This window comes from Xanthomonas arboricola pv. juglandis (assembly GCF_001013475.1).
Taxonomy (GTDB): Bacteria; Pseudomonadota; Gammaproteobacteria; order Xanthomonadales; family Xanthomonadaceae; genus Xanthomonas; species Xanthomonas arboricola.
In genome coordinates, this window is sequence record NZ_JZEF01000005.1 from 135,440 (window position 1) to 155,120 (window position 19,681).

The 19,681-nt window shown below is 63.1% G+C and carries 17 protein-coding genes and 1 pseudogene; 10 read left to right on the top strand and 8 right to left on the bottom strand.

The features are described from left to right. The 6 genes and pseudogenes from XARJCFBP2528_RS23590 to XARJCFBP2528_RS17785 all read right to left on the bottom strand — a co-directional run. Positions 1-556 (bottom strand): annotated as a pseudogene (locus XARJCFBP2528_RS23590) (IS3-like element IS1403 family transposase); the annotation flags it as partial. A gap of 229 nt (positions 557-785) precedes the next feature. Then, positions 786-1,514, bottom strand: coding sequence for a Qat anti-phage system TatD family nuclease QatD (gene qatD, locus XARJCFBP2528_RS17770; protein WP_011269864.1), 729 nt, complete (start codon positions 1,512-1,514; stop codon positions 786-788). Beyond that, positions 1,511-2,797: a Qat anti-phage system QueC-like protein QatC gene (gene qatC / locus XARJCFBP2528_RS22855; RefSeq protein WP_005916301.1), complete on the bottom strand. Its 1,287-nt coding sequence runs from the start codon at positions 2,795-2,797 to the stop codon at positions 1,511-1,513. The genes qatD and qatC overlap by 4 nt, the downstream gene beginning before the upstream one ends. Beyond that, a complete protein-coding gene (gene qatB, locus XARJCFBP2528_RS24225) occupies positions 2,794-3,615 on the bottom strand; it encodes a Qat anti-phage system associated protein QatB (protein ID WP_011269865.1) in 822 nt (273 codons plus the stop codon). The genes qatC and qatB overlap by 4 nt, the downstream gene beginning before the upstream one ends. Further along, a complete protein-coding gene (locus XARJCFBP2528_RS17780; protein WP_211257631.1) occupies positions 3,616-5,499 on the bottom strand; it encodes a KAP family P-loop NTPase fold protein in 1,884 nt (627 codons plus the stop codon). It lies immediately after the preceding gene. A gap of 147 nt (positions 5,500-5,646) precedes the next feature. Then, positions 5,647-5,976: a hypothetical protein gene (locus XARJCFBP2528_RS17785; RefSeq protein WP_327197853.1), complete on the bottom strand. Its 330-nt coding sequence runs from the start codon at positions 5,974-5,976 to the stop codon at positions 5,647-5,649. Between the two features lie 511 nt (positions 5,977-6,487). Between XARJCFBP2528_RS17785 and amaB the strand changes: the two genes are divergently transcribed. From amaB to XARJCFBP2528_RS17825, 8 genes are all read left to right on the top strand, one after another. Beyond that, positions 6,488-8,020, top strand: a complete 1,533-nt coding sequence (gene amaB, locus XARJCFBP2528_RS17790) for an L-piperidine-6-carboxylate dehydrogenase (RefSeq protein WP_016903111.1) — start codon at positions 6,488-6,490, stop codon at positions 8,018-8,020. Between the two features lie 341 nt (positions 8,021-8,361). Then, positions 8,362-8,646: a DUF4190 domain-containing protein gene (locus tag XARJCFBP2528_RS17795; RefSeq protein WP_016903110.1), complete on the top strand. Its 285-nt coding sequence runs from the start codon at positions 8,362-8,364 to the stop codon at positions 8,644-8,646. 2 nt (positions 8,647-8,648) lie between these two features. After that, positions 8,649-9,416 (top strand): class I SAM-dependent methyltransferase, encoded by a 768-nt coding sequence (locus XARJCFBP2528_RS17800; RefSeq protein ID WP_016903109.1) that lies wholly within the window; start codon positions 8,649-8,651, stop codon positions 9,414-9,416. A 5-nt stretch (positions 9,417-9,421) separates the two neighbouring features. Next, positions 9,422-10,477 carry a quinone-dependent dihydroorotate dehydrogenase gene (locus tag XARJCFBP2528_RS17805; RefSeq protein ID WP_016903108.1) on the top strand — a complete coding sequence of 352 codons (1,056 nt, stop codon included), beginning with the start codon at positions 9,422-9,424 and terminating at the stop codon, positions 10,475-10,477. After that, positions 10,474-11,526, top strand: a complete 1,053-nt coding sequence (gene murB, locus XARJCFBP2528_RS17810; RefSeq protein ID WP_016903107.1) for a UDP-N-acetylmuramate dehydrogenase — start codon at positions 10,474-10,476, stop codon at positions 11,524-11,526. The genes XARJCFBP2528_RS17805 and murB overlap by 4 nt, the downstream gene beginning before the upstream one ends. Then, positions 11,520-12,431 carry a DMT family transporter gene (locus tag XARJCFBP2528_RS17815; protein ID WP_026064463.1) on the top strand — a complete coding sequence of 304 codons (912 nt, stop codon included), beginning with the start codon at positions 11,520-11,522 and terminating at the stop codon, positions 12,429-12,431. Before murB ends, XARJCFBP2528_RS17815 begins: the two co-directional genes overlap by 7 nt. Positions 12,432-12,571: 140 nt before the next feature. Then, positions 12,572-13,276: an aspartate/glutamate racemase family protein gene (locus tag XARJCFBP2528_RS17820; RefSeq protein ID WP_016903105.1), complete on the top strand. Its 705-nt coding sequence runs from the start codon at positions 12,572-12,574 to the stop codon at positions 13,274-13,276. A gap of 165 nt (positions 13,277-13,441) precedes the next feature. After that, on the top strand, positions 13,442-14,740 hold the full coding sequence (locus XARJCFBP2528_RS17825) for an MFS transporter (protein WP_016903104.1): 1,299 nt from the start codon (positions 13,442-13,444) through the stop codon (positions 14,738-14,740). Between the two features lie 78 nt (positions 14,741-14,818). Here XARJCFBP2528_RS17825 and XARJCFBP2528_RS17830 read toward each other — a convergent pair whose 3' ends face one another. Together XARJCFBP2528_RS17830 and ispG are read right to left on the bottom strand one after the other, a co-directional pair. Next, a complete protein-coding gene (locus XARJCFBP2528_RS17830; protein WP_016903103.1) occupies positions 14,819-15,517 on the bottom strand; it encodes a phosphatase PAP2 family protein in 699 nt (232 codons plus the stop codon). Continuing rightward, positions 15,498-16,763: a flavodoxin-dependent (E)-4-hydroxy-3-methylbut-2-enyl-diphosphate synthase gene (ispG, locus tag XARJCFBP2528_RS17835; protein ID WP_016903102.1), complete on the bottom strand. Its 1,266-nt coding sequence runs from the start codon at positions 16,761-16,763 to the stop codon at positions 15,498-15,500. Before ispG ends, XARJCFBP2528_RS17830 begins: the two co-directional genes overlap by 20 nt. A gap of 120 nt (positions 16,764-16,883) precedes the next feature. Here ispG and XARJCFBP2528_RS17840 point away from each other — a divergent pair, with 120 nt between their 5' ends. Further along, positions 16,884-18,110 carry an ATP-binding protein gene (locus XARJCFBP2528_RS17840; RefSeq protein ID WP_016903101.1) on the top strand — a complete coding sequence of 409 codons (1,227 nt, stop codon included), beginning with the start codon at positions 16,884-16,886 and terminating at the stop codon, positions 18,108-18,110. Next, the gene (locus XARJCFBP2528_RS17845; protein WP_016903100.1) at positions 18,107-18,685 is read left to right on the top strand and encodes a response regulator transcription factor; all 579 of its coding nucleotides are present in this window, start codon (positions 18,107-18,109) and stop codon (positions 18,683-18,685) included. Before XARJCFBP2528_RS17840 ends, XARJCFBP2528_RS17845 begins: the two co-directional genes overlap by 4 nt. Positions 18,686-19,681 lie beyond the last annotated feature (996 nt).

A 19,681-nucleotide genomic window follows, 5' to 3' on the forward strand; every position in this document is an offset into this window, starting at 1 on the left:
TTTTTGCGCTTGCGCCGTCGGACCTGTAGCTGCTGTTCGCGGTACAACCGCTCCACGCGTTTGTAGTTCACGATGCGCCCTTCCTGTCGCAGTTTGAGATAGATCATCCCCACGCCATAGCGACGATGGCGATGCGCCAGCGCAAGAATGCGCTCGCGCAGTTCGCCGTTGCGGTCTTGGCGTGGGCAATAGCGCAGCGCGCTGGCGCTCATGCCGATCACTGCCAGCGCACGACGCTCGCTGGCACCACGCCCGATCCACTCGCGCACCAGCATACGACGCGCCGGTGCGCTCACCACTTTTTTCGCAACGCATCCTTGATCAGGTCGTTCTCGAACAACTGCTCGGCCAGCAACTTCTTCAGCCGCGCGTTCTCGGCCTCAAGGTCCTTGAGCCGCTTGGCATCGGGCACGCTCATGCCGCCGAACTTGCTACGCCACAGATAGTACGAGGCCTCGCTGAAGCCATGGCGCCGGCACAGATCCTTGATCGCCACGCCGCCTTCGGCTTCGCGCAGGAAGCCGATGATCTGCTCTTCGGTAAAACGCTTCTTCACGTCCAATCTCCTTGGGGTAGGGAATTGGACTCCAAACTGAGGTGCTACTCAAAATTGGGGGGACGTCGCAAGACAAAACGATGCTTCGGAACTCCATGCGTTTGCATTTATGGATCGTCATGACTAGGACTGATCCCCAAGAATCTTGTTGGCACTGATCAGATTTTAGCGCTTGCGAATAAATGCGTAGAGATCCTCGTAAACCCAGCTAAAAGTTAGATTTGGCTCCCTATGATTCGCCAATCTGCTTCAAGTTTGCTTTCAGGCGTGTTGCAGCGGCTTGCTCATTGACCTGCCAAATCTCAGCAAGGCTAACCACAGCCTGCGCGGCCTCCCAGGGCCAAATCGACCGAGAATCCATCTTAGCAAAAGGTCCGTCCGACTCAGTAAGAATACGGTCCTGCGGTATAGCCGCAGCAAGTTTTCTACCTTTCTCGCCGCGCAGCATTGCAGGCCCAACGCTAAACCAGCACCCCATCTCGACTGCGCGATCCAGCTCGCGTTGAGTGCCTGAAAACCAATGCAGGATCGGAACACCTGATTTTGGATGCTTTTCAAGCATATCCAAGACCGCCTTTGTGGCCCTCCTGCTATGCAGAGACATGACCCTACCATCAACCCCCTCGCACAAATCCAAAATTTGTTCGAACACAGCCAGTTGCGTATGCCAGTGCTGTTTCAACTCCGGACTGCCGTCCAATCCGATCTCTCCGACATATCTCACTCGACCTATGAGCTTCTCAAATAACGGCAGCTCAAACTTCCTTTCGTGCGCAATCTGCGGGTGCAAGCCTAGGCTGGTACGTATACGAGGGGCAGCGCCAGCCAGGGCAGAAGTTCCTTCCCAAGCTGACGGCGTTGTGGTTACTGACAAAACATACAAACCTCTCTCGACGCATTGCGATACAACCTGACGAGGGTCGGCATACAAGTCTAGGTGGCAGTGAAAATCGATCAATGCAACCCTACCGATTGATGCAGCGCCATCAATTCACCAAGCCCTCTCTGTATCACATCTCGAAGAGGTGCTCGTGGCCCCGCATGCGGGTAAGACAATGCGGAACGCAGCCATGCTTCCAAACCTTCGCTATTGACTCGCGAGATGGCCATTGCAACCGATCTCACATCATCGAAATGCGCGTAATCCGCTTCTCGACGGCCAATGTCCTTGAAGACGTAATCGGTAGGATCTGGCTGCCCCCAGGCCAGGTAGGCTGAACGACGAATTTGACATGGAATACAACGCCCGCATTGATTGTATCCATATCGACGATAGCGTCCGCAGCTTACGGAAGACGCTGCCAAATTACGTAATAAATCCTGATCTGCGCACTCGCGCGACATCTCACCCTTCGTTTTGTGCTGATATGGGTTAATCAAATTGACGCGCAAACCTGCGGCATCTAGCACTGACTGAACGCCATGAAGGAACTCTGGATGAGCTGTCCTGGTGCTCAGACTGCCAAGCCGCGTCCCTGTCAGTGGCGGATTGAGTGCAATGAAACCATTCTCACAGATGAACAACGGAACTTGCGCCCCATCCTGGTAAGCCTGCAAAGAGGTCGCAGCTAGAACTCCGAATGCCAGAAAGATGATCGACCGAGCACGCTGTGATGGTTCTCGACTCCCATCAGAAGGCGGGCTCGCATTGTGATTCAGAGGGAGATGTTTGAAACCTACGGCCTCAGCAAAACTGTGCTGATTGTGGCCATCGCCAGGCACTGTATTGCTGACCGCGATTGATCGACGCCCCGATTCAGCTAGGTCAATAGCACCGATTAGACTATCCATCCCCCCCGAGAGCAGACACACGCTGTCTTCAGTCGGTCGGAACAGTTCGTCCGGAGGATCAGGACGCCGCCCTTCGCCAACAAACTCCAACGTCCAGAGGTCTGTCGACAAGAACCGAAGCGCCGCTTCGATTGTGTGCGCCTCGGAGTTCCAGAAATCTGGCTCCCCAACTGCTGTTATCAAATCGATTTGGCGAGTCCAGCCATCAGGACTTCCCGCCCTATGAACACTAAGATCCGCCACGACGACAGAGAGGGCAAGCGAAAGAAAGTCCCATGCTCTTGGAGCAGGCGCATATCGCAAACGCTGTATTCGTGTCTCGATGGCCGCGCCTGCACTCCCAACAGAGCGAGCCCCATCAGCGTGCCGATCTGGCTGACCGTAGAGAATTAGTTGAAGATCGGAGACAGCTGGCACTGCAACGCCCCGAGGGGCAGAGAAGATTTTCATTCCATGTATCCCTCGAAAACTTCAAAAGTGTCCCTGAGCGCTTCTCTTACCGCTTGCGACACGTTCGCATCCGTCAGCCCTCTCCCAGACTCGCGTAGCTTACGAAACGACGCGGACACTGTTTGCCTCACGTAGTCTTTGACCTCCTTCAAACGGGCAAGCCCCTCACTAGCCGTGGGAGCGTTGTCTTGAATATGCTGGCCGACATCTAGCTCAAAGCGTTGAAAAACGTCGTATGCAACGAATCGTTCAATCGCGAACTCTCGTTGGTCCATCGACAGTTCCATCAGATCTGCATCCTGATATTGCGTCAGCAAGTCGGTAAGAGCGTCTCGGATGGCCGCGCGTGAAGCTTCGGCATCTTGTGTTCCATCGACGGGTCGAACCGCATCTACTACACGATCCATCACCTCTTCGGCGGATCTACCCGTCAGGAGAGATCGTTCAAGAAGCGTGCCTGTCTGCGCGAAACCACCAGCGCCTAGACCTGCCAGCGCATTGCCGAGCGCATTTGCAGTGCTGCCAGTGCTACTCATACGGCGGGACGCTGTTGCAGCTCCTCCATAGCCAGAGCGCACATAGTGTTTGACGGCTCGTCTTAAAGAGCGGCCATCGCCGTTTCTAGCAAAATCCCCCAGGTTCCGGCGCACACCCGTCCATCGCTGGGGCTGCGCTTGCGGCGACGGAGCGTCCGGTTCAGGTGGGGTGCCTGGTGGAGGTGCAGGTGTGTCGCCACCGCCAGCGGGAGGCGCATCGGCCCAGGGTGGAATCATTGGCCCGCTGGCGGGTGGTCCGCCGCTACTTTGAGAAGTGCCCATCTACTTGACTGTCCTTGTTTTGATGGCTGCCTTTACAGGCTTACTCGTGTCCCCAGCGTCCCAAGCGCCGAATACGTCTTTCGCCCAAGAGTAATCTGCGATTCTCGGAATGATGTTCGGACGGATCTGAGCTACAGGTCGATCTCGCAGAAACGCAGCTAGGCGCGCTCCCAGCGCAGAGTCGGACTCAGCCAGCGCCACGGCAGATTCAAGAATGGCAGGAACGCCCCATTCCTGCTCCTGGCGCGCCTTCTCTAACACGCGATCCATTAGCACGGTCGTCTCTGCCCGAGCTAAGCCAGATAGGCGCGCCTTCAAGCTGCCTGCCATCTCCGGCTGAGTAAGCAAAGCGGTGAGAACTTCGGCGGCATCCGACGACAAGCGGTCCTCGGGTGAGATTAGCGGCGCATGCTCACGACTTACGTAGAGAGCCCCACGCAAATCAATATCTGATAGTGCAGGAGGCAGTCGCAACCACTCTTCGATGAACGGCGCCTTCCAGGGATCTTGAAGAGCAAACTCGGCACCTGCAATTGCGGATTTTTCCCACTCCGCGAGGAACGCTGGCTTTCCGTTGTCGCTGGTGCTCACCTTGGACACCAAATCTGCGAAAGCCTTACTGTCCCCCAGCCGCTCAAACAACATCAGCTTGGCCAATACTGCTTCGTCAACACCAACGCCTTGCGCGTTGGAAATGGCCATCCGGATGGAGAGTGCGTTTAGAAAGCGCTTGATCAGACGTGGGTTGCCCAAAATTCCCGATGCGCCAACCATCAAGGGCGCGAGCCGGTCAGCCGTGTCTAGCTTACCGACAAGTTCGCCTGGCAAATCCGGATGCAGACCTGCAACGAAACCTCGATCCACCCGATTGCCCTGCCATGTCTTCCGCAATTGCTCGCATACACCCAAACGGATCTTATTCTTATCTTCTTGATCCAAGCTACTGTTGTCTACGAACAATAGCATCATGTAAGCGCGAACTTCCTGGGTGCCCAAAGGTGGAACGCGGATGGGAACCTGAATCAGTTTATCGAAATAGTTGATGACTAGGTCATCGGTGATGCCGTCAAAGTGGCGCCTGACGGCATGCTTGATCATGCCATCATCCGCTGCGATCACGAATGCGGTGTGGCGAAGAAATAGAAACAATCGGATTGCTTCTAAGGTAGAGATCGTCGTCGGCGGTAAGCACCGATCGAGATCGTCTATCAGAACAACCAGCGTAATTCCTAGCTCTTCTAGCGCCTGTTCAAAGCTGTTGCGTAGCGCTTGAATTTCCTTTGGTGGCGAGATTTCGAGTCGAGGGTCCAATAGACCAGCGACTTCCTTTCCTGCCTTCTTGACTGCTTTATCGGCAGCCTTCAACTCATCCTCGTTGACTCCATCGGCCATATCCCCGGCAGTATTGAACACCCCGCCAAGAACGCCAATTGGCGGCAACCCCAATGTCAATGCCGCCACATCGGTCGCCACGAGCTTGCCAAGGCGAAGCCACCGGATCCTCTTGACGAATTCCGTGACCTTATCCCCCGCCGTCTCACGCTTCTTGGCTTCTTCCGCAAGTTTATCCGCGATGACATCCATGAGTGCAGCACGCGCGTCATCATAGCCTTGGTACAGCCACGCATTGAATTCAACGACGACGAATTCTCTATCGCCTTCCTGTCTCGGCCGGGCGGAGAGCGAGGCATGGGTAAGCTTAATCATAGAAGACTTGCCCACACCCCATGATCCCGATACCCCAATCGATACTGGGCGCCCGTTGGCCTGCGCGATGATCTCTGCAACCGTATCTGCGATTCCAGAGAAGTTAAGAAAATCTCTCTCTGTCTCGTTGTCAGCCCACATGTCCACCTCAACCTTAGAAAATTCAAAGATGTTCAATGACTATTGGAAATTGGCGAGACAACCCTTCCTGTTATTCGCAAATTACTGCTTCAACTTGCAGATCGTCTTGCATGCAAGCAAGCGTCAGACAGACGATTCAAGTTCGCGCAGGCGTAAATGTGCGTACGAAAGATGATGACCTTGCTAGCGCATAAGTTCATAGCGTTGAGCGCGTGATCTGGCCTCAGCCTCCTGATAGCGAAGCTCTCGTATCACCTGCGCTGCGACCTCAGCTAGCTCATTGGCCAATTCCTGCTCACCGATGGCCCCCATCACTTGTTCCCAGAAACCTGCCGCCCGCACGAAACCCAGACGCGGCCCAATGGCGGATCGTCGTCGCGAGGATGAAGGAGTGATGATGGGGGCAACCGGCTGAGGTGCGGGCGCTGGATCCAAGATCTCGGCCAACGCTTCAAGGGGCATCTGGATCAATCCGTCGATCTTGCGGGCGCCCGGATAGCGACCTGACTGCATGCCTTCGCGAACGCGTTGCACCACCCCTCTCGTGTTCTGCCCGCGAAGCACATGTGCGACCTCGTCCGGCCGAAGTGCATATCGCTGCGGATACAACTCTCGAAGCGTTTGAAGCGCGCTTGCAGACATATGCGTGGGCCATCCTAGACTCATTACAACTGTCTTATAGCGCAGCCTAGGAGAGCATGGAAGCCGTGGCAATGCTGTGGCGAACAAGCGCTGTTAGAAGCTGCTTTAGGTTGTCTAGACCTGCATCACGCCCAATTAATGGTCAGCCGTAGGCCTTATGAAACAGCAGGTTAGACCAGATAAAGGTAGCCCCTCAATTTCCCCTCTTCCTTAGGAGGGGGACGCTCTATCCAGCTGAGCTACGGGGCCAAGGTAGGCATTGTCGCACGATCGTTGCGATTGCCAAGCCGGTGGGTGGTCGGCGGAGCCTGCTAAAATCGACGGCTACCCGTGTCGCGGGGGCCCTGGCCGCCGCGCGACCGTCCCGACCTTTGGAGATCCCATGTCCGCTGACCTGCTCAAGGCGCTCGACCTCGCCGCGTCCAATTCCGGTACCTATCTTGGCGAGGCGACCTGGTCGCAGGCCACCGGCGCCGGGGTGCTGCAGCCGCTCAATCCGACCACCAACGCGGTGATCGCCGAGGTGCAGGCCACCACGCCGGAAGACTACGAGCTGATCGTCCAGCGTGCGCAGGCCGCCTTCAAGGTGTGGCGGACCACGCCTGCGCCGCGCCGTGGCGAAGCCGTTCGCCTGTGTGGCGAGGCGCTGCGTGCGCACAAGGATGCGCTGGGCTCGCTGGTGGCGCTGGAAATGGGCAAGAGCAAGCCCGAGGGCGACGGCGAAGTACAGGAGATGATCGACATCGCCGACTTCGCGGTCGGCCAGAGCCGTATGCTCTACGGCTACACCATGCACTCGGAGCGGCCGGGCCACCGCATGTACGAGCAGTACCAGCCGCTCGGCCTGGTCGGCATCATCAGCGCGTTCAACTTCCCGGTGGCGGTGTGGGCGTGGAATGCGTTCCTGGCGGCCATCTGCGGCGATATCTGCATCTGGAAGCCGTCCAACAAGACGCCGCTGACCGCGATCGCGACGATGAAGATCTGCAATGCAGCATTGAAGGACGCCGGCTTCCCGGACATCTTCTTCCTGATCAACGATGCCAGCACGGCGCTGTCGCAGAAGTTGGTGGAAGACACCCGCATCCCGCTGATCAGCTTCACCGGTTCGACCCAGATCGGTCGCGTGGTTGCGGAAAAGGTCGCGCACCGCCTGGGCCGTTGCCTGCTGGAGCTGGGCGGCAACAACGCCATCATCCTGGACGAGACCGCCGACCTGAAGCTGGCCATCCCGGGCATCGTGTTCGGCGCGGTGGGCACCGCCGGACAGCGCTGCACCACCACGCGCCGCCTGATCGTGCACGCATCCATCTACGACAACGTGCTGGCCACGCTGGTCAAGGCCTACAAGCAGCTCGACAGCAAGATCGGCGACCCGACCGACCCGGCAAACCTGATGGGCCCGCTCAACAGCCAGGGCGCGGTGGAGCAGTTCCTGGCCTCGATCGCCAAGGCCAAGGCCGCTGGCGGCACGGTCGAAGTGGGCGGCACCGCGATCGACCGCCCGGGCAACTTCGTGCTGCCGGCCATCGTCACCGGGCTGCAGAACAGCGACGCGGTGGTGCAGCACGAGACCTTCGCGCCGATCCTGTACGTGATGAAGTACAGCACGCTGGACGAGGCGATCGAGCTGCAGAACGGCGTGCCGCAGGGCCTGTCGTCGTCGATCTTCACCCAGAACCTGAAGGCGGCCGAGAAGTTCCTGTCGGCGGCCGGCAGCGACTGCGGCATCGCCAACGTCAACATCGGCACCTCGGGTGCGGAGATCGGCGGCGCGTTCGGCGGCGAAAAGGAGACCGGCGGTGGCCGCGAATCCGGCTCGGATGCGTGGAAGGTCTATATGCGTCGCCAGACCAATACGATCAACTACTCCGACTCGCTACCGCTGGCGCAGGGCATCAAGTTCGATCTTTGATCGACGCGCAGCGCGCCGGGCATCGAGCCGGCGCGCTGTCGCAAGCTTGCCGGAGCATGGCTGCCACGTTGCGCCTGCGCCCGGCTCGGCCACTCAGCGGCGGCCGGGTTGCGATGTCTTGGTCGGTGGCAGTGCGCCACGCAGCTGCGCACGACCTCGGTGCTCAACGTTTCATCGGCCGCTCGGCCCGATAGCGGGGCGACCAGACACGCAAGCCCTCCCATTCCGGTCAAAACCGGCCATGCACCGCGTCTGGCCGCAGACGGCACGCCATTCGGGCGGCGGCTCTGGGATAATCGGCCCACGCCAGCCGTCGGCTGCCGCCACTTCAGGAGTTCATGATGAACGTCGTCGTTCGACAGACCAGCGCCATGGCCATCGTCAGCCTGGTCTCGGGCATTCTCGGCTGGACGCTGATCCCGTTCCTCGGCAGCCTCTGCGCCATCATCACCGGCCACCTGGCGCGCGGCGAAATCCGCCGCAATCCGCAGGGGCTGGACGGCGACGGGCTGGCCATCGGCGGGCTGATTCTTGGCTGGCTGGCGGTTGCGCTCTGGGTGGCAGGGGTGGCGATCTTCATCCTGTTCTTCGGCGGCCTGGCCTGGCTTGCGGCCGCCAACAGTTGAGCATGGCCGCGCCCTCCTCCGCCCAACGCTTCAACGACCGAGTCGCGGCCTATGTGCGCTACCGGCCGAGCTATCCGCCGCAGCTGCTGCGCTGGCTGCACGAAGAGCTGGGCCTGACACCGGCCACCGCGGTGGCCGATATCGGTGCCGGCACCGGCATCTCCAGCCGGCTGTTTCTGGAGGCCGGTTATCCGGTCACGGCGGTGGAACCCAATCCGGCCATGCGCGCAGCCGCGCAGCAGTGGCTGGCGGAGTTCCCCAAGTTCCGCGCGGTCGACGGCACCGCCGAGGCCACCGGGCTGGCCGATGCCAGCGTCGGCTTGGTGTCTGCGGCGCAGGCCTTCCACTGGTTCGACGTGCAGGCGGTGCGTGCCGAGTGGGCGCGCATCCTGCAGCCCGGCGGGCTGGCGGTGATCTACTGGAACAGCCGCGAGCTGGACACCACCGACTTCCTGCGCGGCTACGAGCAATTGCTGCTGGACTACGGCACCGACTATTCGGCCGTGGCCGAACGCTATCAGGACGATGCCACCATGCAGGCGTGGTTCGGCGAAGGCTTCCGCGCGATGGCACGCTTTCCGAATGTGCAGCGGCTGGACTTCGACGCCTTGCGCGGCCGGCTGCTGTCTTCGTCCTATGCGCCGCTCGCGCATGACCCACGCCATGCCCCGATGCTCGCCGCGCTGCGCACGCTGTTCGACGCGCATGCACGCGACGGGCTGATCGACTTCCAATACCAGACCCGGGTGTTCGCCGGGGGATTGAACTGACCCGCATGTATTCGCTTGCCCGCCCCTTGCTGTTTTCCCTCGATGCTGAGCGCGCCCACGCGCTGGCATTGCGCTCCATCGATGTCGCCTACCGCACCGGCACCACGCCGCTGCTGGCCAAGCGCCCGGTGCCGCTGCCGACGCCGGCTTTCGGTCTGATATTTCCCAACCCGGTCGGGCTCGGTGCCGGCCTGGACAAGAACGGCGAGCACATCGATGCGCTGCTCGCGCTGGGTTTCGGCTTCGTCGAGATCGGCACGGTGACGCCGCGGCCGCAGGAAGGCAATCCCAAACCGCGCATGTTCCGCTTGCCGGAATACCAAGCGGTGATCAACCGCATGGGCTTCAACAACCTGGGCGTGGACGTGCTGGTGGCCAACGTGCAACGCGCGCGGCGTCGTGGCGGCCTGCTCGGCATCAACATCGGCAAGAACAAGGACACGCCCAACGAGGAAGCGACCAGCGACTACCGCTATTGCATGGAGCGCGTCTACCCGCTGGCCGACTACATTACGGTCAACATCTCGTCGCCCAACACCGCCGGCTTGCGCGAACTGCAGGAAGAACAGGCGCTGCGCCGGCTTATCGCCGATCTGCGCGACACCCAGGAAGCCCTGGCCGCGCAACACGGCAAGCGCGTGCCGATGCTGGTGAAGGTGGCCCCCGATCTCAACGACCGCGACATCGATGCGGCCGCGCGCGTGCTGGCCGATCTGGCGGTGGATGGCGTGATCGCCACCAACACCACGGTAACGCGCACCCTGATCGCCAACCATCCGCTGGCTGCCGAGGCCGGCGGCCTGTCGGGCGCGCCACTGCTGGGGCAATCCACGCTGGTGCTGCGCCGCCTGCGCGCACGCCTGCCGGAGTCGATTCCGTTGATCGGCGTGGGCGGCATCAACTCCGGTGCGGATGCGGTGGCCAAGATGGCAGCCGGCGCGACCCTGGTGCAGTGCTACAGCGGCCTGGTCTATCGCGGGCCGCCGCTGATCGGCGAATGCGTAGACGCGATCCGTCGCCGCCGCGAAGCGCCCAGCGGCGGTGCGGTGTCGCCGCTATGAGCGATGCAACGCAAGCCGGCTGGCGTTTGAGCGAACACGCGCCCCTGCGCGCGCTCAATACCTTTCATGTCGATGCCACGGCGCGCTGGTTGCTGAGCATCCACATAGCCGATGCCTTGCCGCAGGCGCTGGCGGCGCCGGAGATCGCCGGGCAACCGCTGCTGGTGTTGGGTAGCGGCAGCAACGTGCTGCTGGCCGGCGACCCGCCGGGCTGCGTGCTGTGTTTCGAAAACCGCGACATCGCCATCATCGCGCACCATGCCGACCACGCCATCGTGCGCGCCGGTGCCGGCGTCAACTGGCACGCGCTGGTGCTGTATTCGCTGCAGCAAGGCCTGTCGGGGCTGGAGAATCTGGCCTTGATTCCCGGCACCGTCGGCGCCTGCCCGATCCAGAACATCGGCGCATACGGCGCGCAGGTGGGCGACTTCATCCATGTGGTGGACGCCTTTGATCTGCATGCCCAGCAGTTCGTGCGGCTGACCGCGGCCGAGTGCGCCTTTGCCTATCGCGACAGCGTGTTCAAGCAGCAGCCGGAGCGTTATCTGATCGTCGCGGTGGAATTCAATCTGCCGCTGCTGCACGAGTTGCGGCTGGACTACGCCGGCATCCGCGAGGAGCTGGCGAGCATGGGCGCCGACCTGGCCGGTGCCGCCGATGTGGCGCAGGCGGTGATCAACATCCGTCGGCGCAAACTGCCGGACCCGGATGTGCTCGGCAATGCCGGCAGCTTCTTCAAGAATCCCTTGCTGCCCAGCGAGCAGATCGCCGCGCTGCAGGCCACCTTTGCCGATATGCCGGTGTATCCCGGCGAACAGCCTGGCCAGGGCAAGTTGTCGGCGGCCTGGTTGATCGAGCAGTGCGGCTGGAAAGGCCGGCGCGAAGGCGATGCCGGGGTGTCGCCGGATCACGCCCTGGTGCTGGTCAACTACGGCACCGCCAGCGGTGCGCAGCTGCTGGACTTTGCGCGGCGCATCGCCGAATCGGTGCGCGAGCGTTACTCGGTGATCCTGGAGCCGGAGCCGCGCATCATCGGAGCGCATTGGTGACAGCGCAGCAGGCATCACGACGTGCTGCGCTGTGGATGCTCACCAGTACCTTCGCCTTCGGCCTGATGGCCATCTGCATCCGGCTGGCCTCGGGCACGATCGCCACCACCGAGATCGCGTTCTTTCGCAATGCGTTCGGGCTGTTGGCCCTGTTGCCGCTGATCCTGCGCGCCGGCAAGGCGCTGCCGCGCACACGGCAATTGCCGCAGTACCTGGCACGCACCCTGATCGGCCTGGCGTCGATGCTGTGCGGGTTCTGGGCGATCGGCCATCTGCCGTTGTCGCAGGCGATCTCGCTGTCGTATTCCACCCCGTTGTTCGTCACCGTGCTGGCCGTGGTGTGGCTGCACGAACAGGTGCGCCTGCGCCGCTGGCTGGCGGTGGCGGCCGGATTCATCGGCGTGTTGGTGATCCTGCGGCCGGGCTCGTCCACCTTTACGCCCGGCCTGCTGATTGCGCTGCTGGCAGCGGTGATCAGCGCCGTGGTGGCGATCCAGATCAAGCAGCTCTCGCGCAGCGACGACTCGGACACCGTGGTGTTCTACACCTATGTGTTCTGGGTGCCGATGTCGCTGATTCCGGCGCTGTTCCAGTGGAGCTGGCCGCAGGGCATCGACTGGCTCTGGCTGGCGGCGACCGGCATCTTCGGTACCGCCGGCCAGCTGTTCTGGACGCGCGCGCTCAAGCTTGGCGAAGTCTCCGCACTGCAGCCGATCAGCTTCATGCAGCTGCCGCTGGTGGCGCTGCTGGGCTGGTGGCTGTTCGGCGAGGCGATCGAACACCATACCCTGATCGGTGCGGCCATCATCATCTGCGCCAATGTCTACATCGCCCATCGTGAAAGCGTGCTGGCGCGTCGCGCCGCCACGCACGCACCGCTGGAAGGCGCAAAACCGGGCGAGTGATCGACCGTCTGCGAGCGGCCTGACCGGCCCGCGCGGTGGCGTGGCGACGATGCCGACGTACACTGCGCTGGTACGCGCTCCCCGGCCATTGAAGGGGCGATGCGCACGCACTTCGTTGACTGTTCCAAGGTGAGGTCGGCATGCCGGTTCCAAGCAAAACCATCGGCCTGATCGGCGGCATGAGCTGGGAATCCACCCTGCCCTATTACCGCATCATCAACCAGCGGGTGCGCCTGGCCTGCGGCGGCCTGCATTCGGCCAGGCTGTTGCTGTACAGCGTCAATTTCCATGAGATCGAGCGCCTGCAACACGCCGGCGACTGGGACGGCGCAGGCCAGGCAATGGCGGCAGCGGCGCGCGCGCTGCATGCCGGCGGTGCCGACTTCCTGGTGCTGTGCACCAACACCATGCATTGCGTTGCCGATGCGATCACCTCCGCAACGCCGCTGCCATTGCTGCATATCGCCGATGCCACCGCCGATGCGTTGATTGCCGCGGGGGTCACCCGGGTCGGGCTGCTCGGCACGCGTTTCACCATGGAACAGCCGTTCTATCGCGAGCGCCTGGCTGCGCGTGGCCTGCAGGTGCTGGTACCGCCGGCCGACGCACGCGCGCAACTGCATCGGGTGATTTACGACGAACTCTGCCAGGGCATCATCCGGCCGGAGTCGCGCGGCTATTTCCGCCAGGTCATGGCCGACCTCGGCCAGGAGGGTGCGCAAGCGATCATCCTGGGCTGCACCGAGATTTCGCTGCTGGTGGACAGCAGCGATGCGCAGCTGCCGTTGTTCGACACCACCGCACTGCATGCCGAAGCGGCGGCGCACGCAAGTGTGCGCGACTGATCGGCACCGAAGGCGCAGCCAGCGCGCCTTTCCCGAAGTGCACGCGCCCGGCCGTGGCGGGCGAGCGTGCAAGCTGCGCGTTGCCGCAGCGATGCCACTGACGACGCCTACCTCACTGCTCCAGCACGCGCATGCGCGCGAGCACCTGCCACAGGATGTCATGCCTTGAAGACCCCTTCCGCAACAGGCACTGCACCCGCAAGCCAGCTCACACGCGGCGACTACAAGACGCTGGGCCTGTCCGCCCTGGGCGGCGCGCTGGAATTCTACGACTTCATCATCTTCATCTTCTTCGCGACGGTGCTGGGAGAGCTGTTCTTTCCGCCAGGCATACCGGACTGGATGCGGCAGTTGCAGACTTTCGGCATCTTTGCTGCCGGCTACCTGATCCGTCCGCTGGGCGGGATCGTGATGGCGCACTTCGGCGATCTGCTCGGTCGCAAGCGCATGTTCGCGCTGAGCATCGGGTTGATGGCCTTGCCAACGCTGGCCATCGGCGTGCTGCCGACCTATGCGCAGATCGGCCTGGCCGCCCCGCTACTGCTGCTGACGATGCGGTTGCTGCAGGGCGCGGCCATCGGCGGCGAAGTTCCCAGTGCATGGGTCTTCGTCGCAGAGCACGTGCCTGCGCAACGCAGGGGACTGGCTTGCGGAACACTGACCGCCGGCCTGGCCGCCGGGGTGTTGCTCGGTTCGCTCAGCGCCGGGGCGATCAATCGCGCTTTCACGCCGCAGGAAATCGCCGACTATGCCTGGCGCCTGCCGTTTTTGGCCGGCGGCCTCTTCGGCCTGCTTTCCGTGTATCTGCGGCGTTGGCTGCACGAAACGCCGGTGTTCGCCGAGCTGATGGCGATGCGTGCCGTCGCGCGTGAAACGCCGCTCAAACTGGTGCTGCGCGATCATCCACGCAGTGTGGCGCAGTCGTTGTGGCTGACCTGGATGGTGGCAGCCGGGGTGCTGGTGGTGTCGTTGATGACGCCAACGCTGTTGCAGAGCGCGTACCACTACCCGGCAGCGGTCGCCTTGCAGGCCAACCTGCTCGCGGTCCTGTTGCAGGCGGTCGGCTCGATCGTGGCCGGCGCCTTGTCCGATCGCTGCGGCAATGGACGTGTGCTGCTTGCCGGCAGCGTGTTCCTGGGCGCCAGCGCCTGGCTGTTCTATCGCCTGGCCGGTGATCCGCAGTTGCTGTTTCCGCTGTACGCCCTGCTGGGCGCGGCGCTCGGCGTCCTGGGGGCGGTTCCGCGCGTCATGGTCGAAGCGTTTCCGCCGGTGGTGCGCCTGTCCGGCGTGTCGTTCGCCTACAACCTGGGCTATGCGGTATTCGGTGGCCTGACCCCGCTGGTGGTGGTGATGTTGCTCAAGCAGCACCCGATGGGACCGGCGTATTACATGATTCTGCTGGCCGCGATCGGCAGCGTGATCGGGCTGCAGTTGTGGCGCCGGGAGCGCGTACGTCGTTACTGAGTCGAACGCCGTGCCGGTCTGCGCCAGTCCCGGTCACACGCCTGCGCCGACCACGTTCGACGTCGCGCGGCCGTGCCCTCAGGCCGAGGTGAGATGGCGGCGCCAATGCGGCCGCCGTGCGCCGCGAAACATCACCAGATACAGCCCGACCACCCATACCAGCGCGGCCGACCAGCCGCCCAGGATGTCGGAGGGATAATGCACGCCCAGGTAGATCCGCGACACGCCGACCAATACCGCGAACAGGCTGGCGGCAATGGTCACCGGCCAGCGCCAGCGCGTGTTCCAGGCCAGCGCGATGAGCACCGCGGCGAGCGTCATCGAGCCCATCGCATGACCGCTGGGAAAGCTGAAAGTGCTTTCCGGGGCGATCGATTCCCACAGGCTCGGGCGGTCGCGCTGGAACACCTGCTTGGCGCCCATGTTCAACAAGGCCGAGCCACCAAAGCCGAGTGCGGCAAAGGTTCCCTCGCGCCAGCGCCGCAACATCAGCAACACCAGCACGATGGCGATATCGGCCGGGATCACCCCGTATTGGTAGCCGATCTTGGAGATCACCCCGAAAAACGCATCCAGCCCCGGCGTGGCGATGCTGCGCATGCTCCACAGCAGGGGCTCGTCGAAATAGAAATTTTCCAGCTCGTGGACTTCGTCGGCCAGGTCGACGAACAAGCCCAAGGGCAACAGCACGCCGGCAAACAGCAATGCCATGCGCCACGCATTGCTACGCAGCCATCCCCTGAAACCGGCCGGCGATTCAGCCGGCGCGGCGGACATAGGTGCGTTCGACGTACTGATCGATCAGATCGATGAACTCGTAGGCGATGTTTTCGCCACGCAAGGTGACGCTTTTTTCGCCATCGATGAACACCGGCGCCGACGGCGCCTCGCCGGTGCCCGGCAACGAGATGCCGATGTTGGCGTGGCGCGATTCGCCCGGCCCATTGACCACGCAGCCCATCACCGCCAGGGTCATGTTTTCCGCGCCGGGGTTGCTGATCTTCCACTCCGGCATCTTGGCGCGCACATGGTTCTGCACCACGCCGGCCAGTTCCTGGAAGAACTCGGAGGTGGTGCGGCCGCAGCCCGGGCAGGCCGTGACCATCGGCGTGAAGGCGCGCTGGCCGGTGGTCTGCAGCAGTTCCTGCGCGACGATCACTTCCTGGGTGCGCGACTGGCCCGGTTCCGGCGTCAGCGAGATGCGGATGGTGTCGCCGATGCCTTCCTGCAGCAGCACGCTCAGCGCCGCAGCCGAGGCCACGATGCCCTTGCTGCCGATGCCGGCCTCGGTCAGGCCCAGATGCAGCGCAAAGTCGCAGCGGCTCGCCATGTCGCGATACACCGCGATCAGCTCCTGCACACCGGATACCTTGGCCGACAGGATGATGCGCTCGCGCGCCAGCCCCAGCTCCACCGCGCGCTCGGCCGAATCCACTGCCGAACGGATCAAGGCCTCGCGCAGCACGCGACCGGCATCCCAGGGCGTGGCGCGTTGCGAGTTCTCGTCCATCAGCTGCGCAGCCAGCGACTGGTCCAGCGAGCCCCAGTTGGCGCCGATGCGCACCGGTTTGTCGTACTTGATGGCGAACTCGATCAACTGCGCGAACTGCAGGTCCTTCTTCTTGCCGAAGCCGACATTGCCCGGATTGATGCGGTACTTGGCCAGCGCTTCGGCGCAGGCCGGCTCGGCGGCGAGCAACTGGTGACCGTTGTAATGGAAATCGCCGATCAACGGCACCTCGATCCCCATCATGCGCAGCTTGTCGACGATGCGCGGAATGGCCGCGGCCGACTCGGCGTTGTTGACGGTCAGGCGCACCATTTCCGAGCCGGCGCGCCACAGGTCGGCCACCTGCTTGACGCTGCCGGCGATGTCGGCGGTATCGGTATTGGTCATCGACTGGACGACCACCGGGTGGCCGCCGCCCACAGTCACGCTGCCGATCTTGACGGCCTGGGTGATGCGGCGCGGCCAGGCGGTGGCGTCGGCGGGAGGGGTTGGGCGAGTCACGGCGTCGTACATCGCGGTATTTTAGCCTGTCATCGGTCCGCTCACAGCTGAAGCGCTGCGCGGGTCGTCTTCCGGGCCGATGCGACGGTTTGTCGCAGGCCGCCACGCCCCCGAGCGCATAGCATTGCCGTGATGAATTCCTCAGACGCCTCCTTCCTGCGGACCCTGTGCAGCCTGCGCTGGCTGGCTACCGCCGGCCAGGCCGCCACCATCCTGGTCGCCACCGGCCTGATGGGCCTGGACCTGCCGCAGCAACCCTTGTGGGCCGGCGTGGCCGCACTGGCGGTGTTCAACCTGTATGCGCAATTGCGGGTGGCCCACCGTGGCGCGGTCAGCCCGGCCACCGAGTTCGGCCATATCCTGGTCGATGTCACCGTGCTGACCTGGATGGTGGGCTGGAGCGGCGGCATCGCCAACCCGTTCGGCTCGCTGTTCCTGGTGCTGATCGCGCTGGCCGCGCTGGCCCTGCCGCTGGGCTGGGCGATGGCCGTGGCGGCGTCCTGTGTCGCCGGCTATGTGATCAGTGCGGCGTTCGGCCTGCCGCTGCCCTACGGCAGCTTCGACCCGCTCAGCCTGCACATGTGGGGCATGGCAGCCAACTTCCTGCTGTCGACGGTGGTGGTGCTGGCCTTTGCCACCCGGCTGGCCTTGTCGATGCGCGAACGCGAGCGCGAGATCTCCACGCTGCGCGAGCGCTTTGCGCGTAACGAGGGCATCGTCGCGCTGGCCACGCATGCCGCCTCGGTGGCACATGAACTCAACACGCCACTGGCGACGATGACCCTGCTGGTCGACGACATCGCCGACCAATGCGACCAGGGCGAATTGCGCGAGGATCTGGACACCCTGCGCGAACTGCTGGTGCAGTGCCACGAGCGCGTGCTGGCGCTGGCCGCACCGGCCGACAACGGCCACCTCAGCCGCGAGGTGGCGGTCAAGGACGTGCTGGAACAATGGCGGCTGGTACGCCCGACCATCGAGCTGCGCCGCAACGACGACGCACCGATGCGCCTGCTGCTGCAGCCCGGCGTCAGCCATCTGCTGATGGTGCTGCTCAATAATGCGGCCGATGCCGGCGAACGCGCCGGCCGGCCGCAGATCGATCTCACCCTGCGCGTGGAGCAGGACCATCTCAGCGGCGAAGTCCGCGACTATGGTCCGGGTTTCGACACCTCGCAGGCCATGCTGCCGGGCACCTTGTTCAACAGCGGCAAGCACGACGGCATGGGCGTCGGGCTGGCGCTCTCGCACGCCACCGTCGAGCGGCTGCAGGGCGAGTTGTGGATGCTGCCCGCCGAAGGCAGCGGCGCCCGTGTCGGTTTCCGTCTGCCGCTCTCCGAACACGAGGCACTCGCATGACAAGCACTCCCCTGCGTACCGGCCTGCTGGTCGACGACGACACCCTGTACCTGCGCACGCTGCAGCGCAGCCTCGCCCGCCGCGGCGTGGAAACCCTGACCGCCACCGACGCGGCCAGTGCCCTGTCGACCGCACGCAGCGCCTTGCCCGATTTCGCCTTGATCGACCTCAAGCTCGGCCACGATTCCGGCCTGAGCCTGATCCAGCCGCTGCGCGAGATCCGCGCCGACATGCGCATCCTGCTGGTCACCGGCTACGCGAGCATCGCCACCGCAGTGGAGGCGATCAAGCTCGGCGCCGACGACTACCTGCCCAAGCCTGCCAATATCCCGACCATCATGCGGGCGCTGGGCGAAGAGGACGACGAGCTGCCGGAGCCGGACGAAGAAGAAACCGCGCGGGAAATGATGACACCGCTCAGCCGCCTGCAGTGGGAGCACATCCAGCAAGCGCTGCACGAGACCGGCGGCAATGTCTCCGCCGCCGCCCGCCTGCTCGGCATGCACCGCCGCTCGCTGCAGCGCAAGCTGACCAAGCGGCCAAGCCCGGGGCCGTTACGCGAGCCCGGGCGTTGAGGCCTGACATCGAGACGTTGAACCGTGGCGTTTTTCAGGCGCTACCCGAGGCTTGATCCGTTCAACCATGGCGCTGTTTTTTTGGCGCGATCCGACGCTTAAGTCAAACGCTCGGTGAGTCGAGGGCGCGGTGCCCTCGCCGCTTGCGGGACACGCCGTGAATCCGTCCATGGAGGCTCCTTGGCGGCGTCCATGCCGCCAAGGGTCCCGCAACCGGCAAGGACACCGCGCAAGAGAGTTGGCCGGCTGCTTTCTTGAAAGCGTGTTGCTCGGCTTGCGGCAGCAGATGCGACGTTTGCAGCTTGCGTGTTGAAAGCCCGTTTGCTGCTCGGCTTGCGACGCGAAAATGGTCAAAGGTTGATCGAACGCTTAGTCATCCGACCAGCGCACGTCCTGCGTCGCTTCCACTATGGCACCGACCATCTCGACGGGTCCTTGCCCGCCCATCGTCGCGGGACCTTACGCGGCATGGATGCCGCGTAAGAGCCTACATGGACGTACTTGCGGCGTGTCCTGCGATGGTGGACGGGCAAGGGCCCTGCAGCAAACTCACAGCGTCGAGAACACGGCGAGGACACCGCACCGGTTTCCGGTTGCTCTGTCGAAACCATGCACACCGACCATCTCAACTGGTCCTTGCCCGCTCACCGTCGCGGGACCTTACGCGGCATGGATGCCGCGTAAGAGCCTACATGGACGTACTTGCGGCGTGTCCTGCGATGGTGGGCGGGCAAGGGCCCTGCAGCCAACTCACAGCGTCGAGGGCGCGGCGAGGACACCGCACCGGTTGCCGGCTGTTTTGTTGAAAACCATACATACCGACCATCTCGACTGGTCCTTGCCCGCCCATCGTCGCGGGACCTTACGCGGCATGGATGCCGCGTAAGAGCCTACATGGACGTACTTGCGGCGTGTCCTGCGATGGTGGGCGGGCAAGGGCCCTGCAGAAAGCTCGCAAATCGGAAGCTCTGCAAGCAACCCATTCACCCATCCCGA

Bases quoted from the DNA above. Each gene is read 5' to 3' on its own strand.
- qatC (WP_005916301.1), bottom strand. From the start codon at position 2,797: ATGAAAATCTTCTCTGCCCCTCGGGGCGTTGCAGTGCCAGCTGTCTCC.
- qatB (WP_011269865.1), bottom strand. From the start codon at position 3,615: ATGGGCACTTCTCAAAGTAGCGGCGGACCACCCGCCAGCGGGCCAATG.
- XARJCFBP2528_RS17785 (WP_327197853.1), bottom strand. From the start codon at position 5,976: ATGCAGTCAGGTCGCTATCCGGGCGCCCGCAAGATCGACGGATTGATC.
- amaB (WP_016903111.1), top strand. From the start codon at position 6,488: ATGTCCGCTGACCTGCTCAAGGCGCTCGACCTCGCCGCGTCCAATTCC.
- XARJCFBP2528_RS17795 (WP_016903110.1), top strand. From the start codon at position 8,362: ATGAACGTCGTCGTTCGACAGACCAGCGCCATGGCCATCGTCAGCCTG.
- XARJCFBP2528_RS17800 (WP_016903109.1), top strand. From the start codon at position 8,649: ATGGCCGCGCCCTCCTCCGCCCAACGCTTCAACGACCGAGTCGCGGCC.
- XARJCFBP2528_RS17805 (WP_016903108.1), top strand. From the start codon at position 9,422: ATGTATTCGCTTGCCCGCCCCTTGCTGTTTTCCCTCGATGCTGAGCGC.
- murB (WP_016903107.1), top strand. From the start codon at position 10,474: ATGAGCGATGCAACGCAAGCCGGCTGGCGTTTGAGCGAACACGCGCCC.
- XARJCFBP2528_RS17820 (WP_016903105.1), top strand. From the start codon at position 12,572: ATGCCGGTTCCAAGCAAAACCATCGGCCTGATCGGCGGCATGAGCTGG.
- XARJCFBP2528_RS17830 (WP_016903103.1), bottom strand. From the start codon at position 15,517: ATGTCCGCCGCGCCGGCTGAATCGCCGGCCGGTTTCAGGGGATGGCTG.
- ispG (WP_016903102.1), bottom strand. From the start codon at position 16,763: ATGTACGACGCCGTGACTCGCCCAACCCCTCCCGCCGACGCCACCGCC.
- XARJCFBP2528_RS17840 (WP_016903101.1), top strand. From the start codon at position 16,884: ATGAATTCCTCAGACGCCTCCTTCCTGCGGACCCTGTGCAGCCTGCGC.
- XARJCFBP2528_RS17845 (WP_016903100.1), top strand. From the start codon at position 18,107: ATGACAAGCACTCCCCTGCGTACCGGCCTGCTGGTCGACGACGACACC.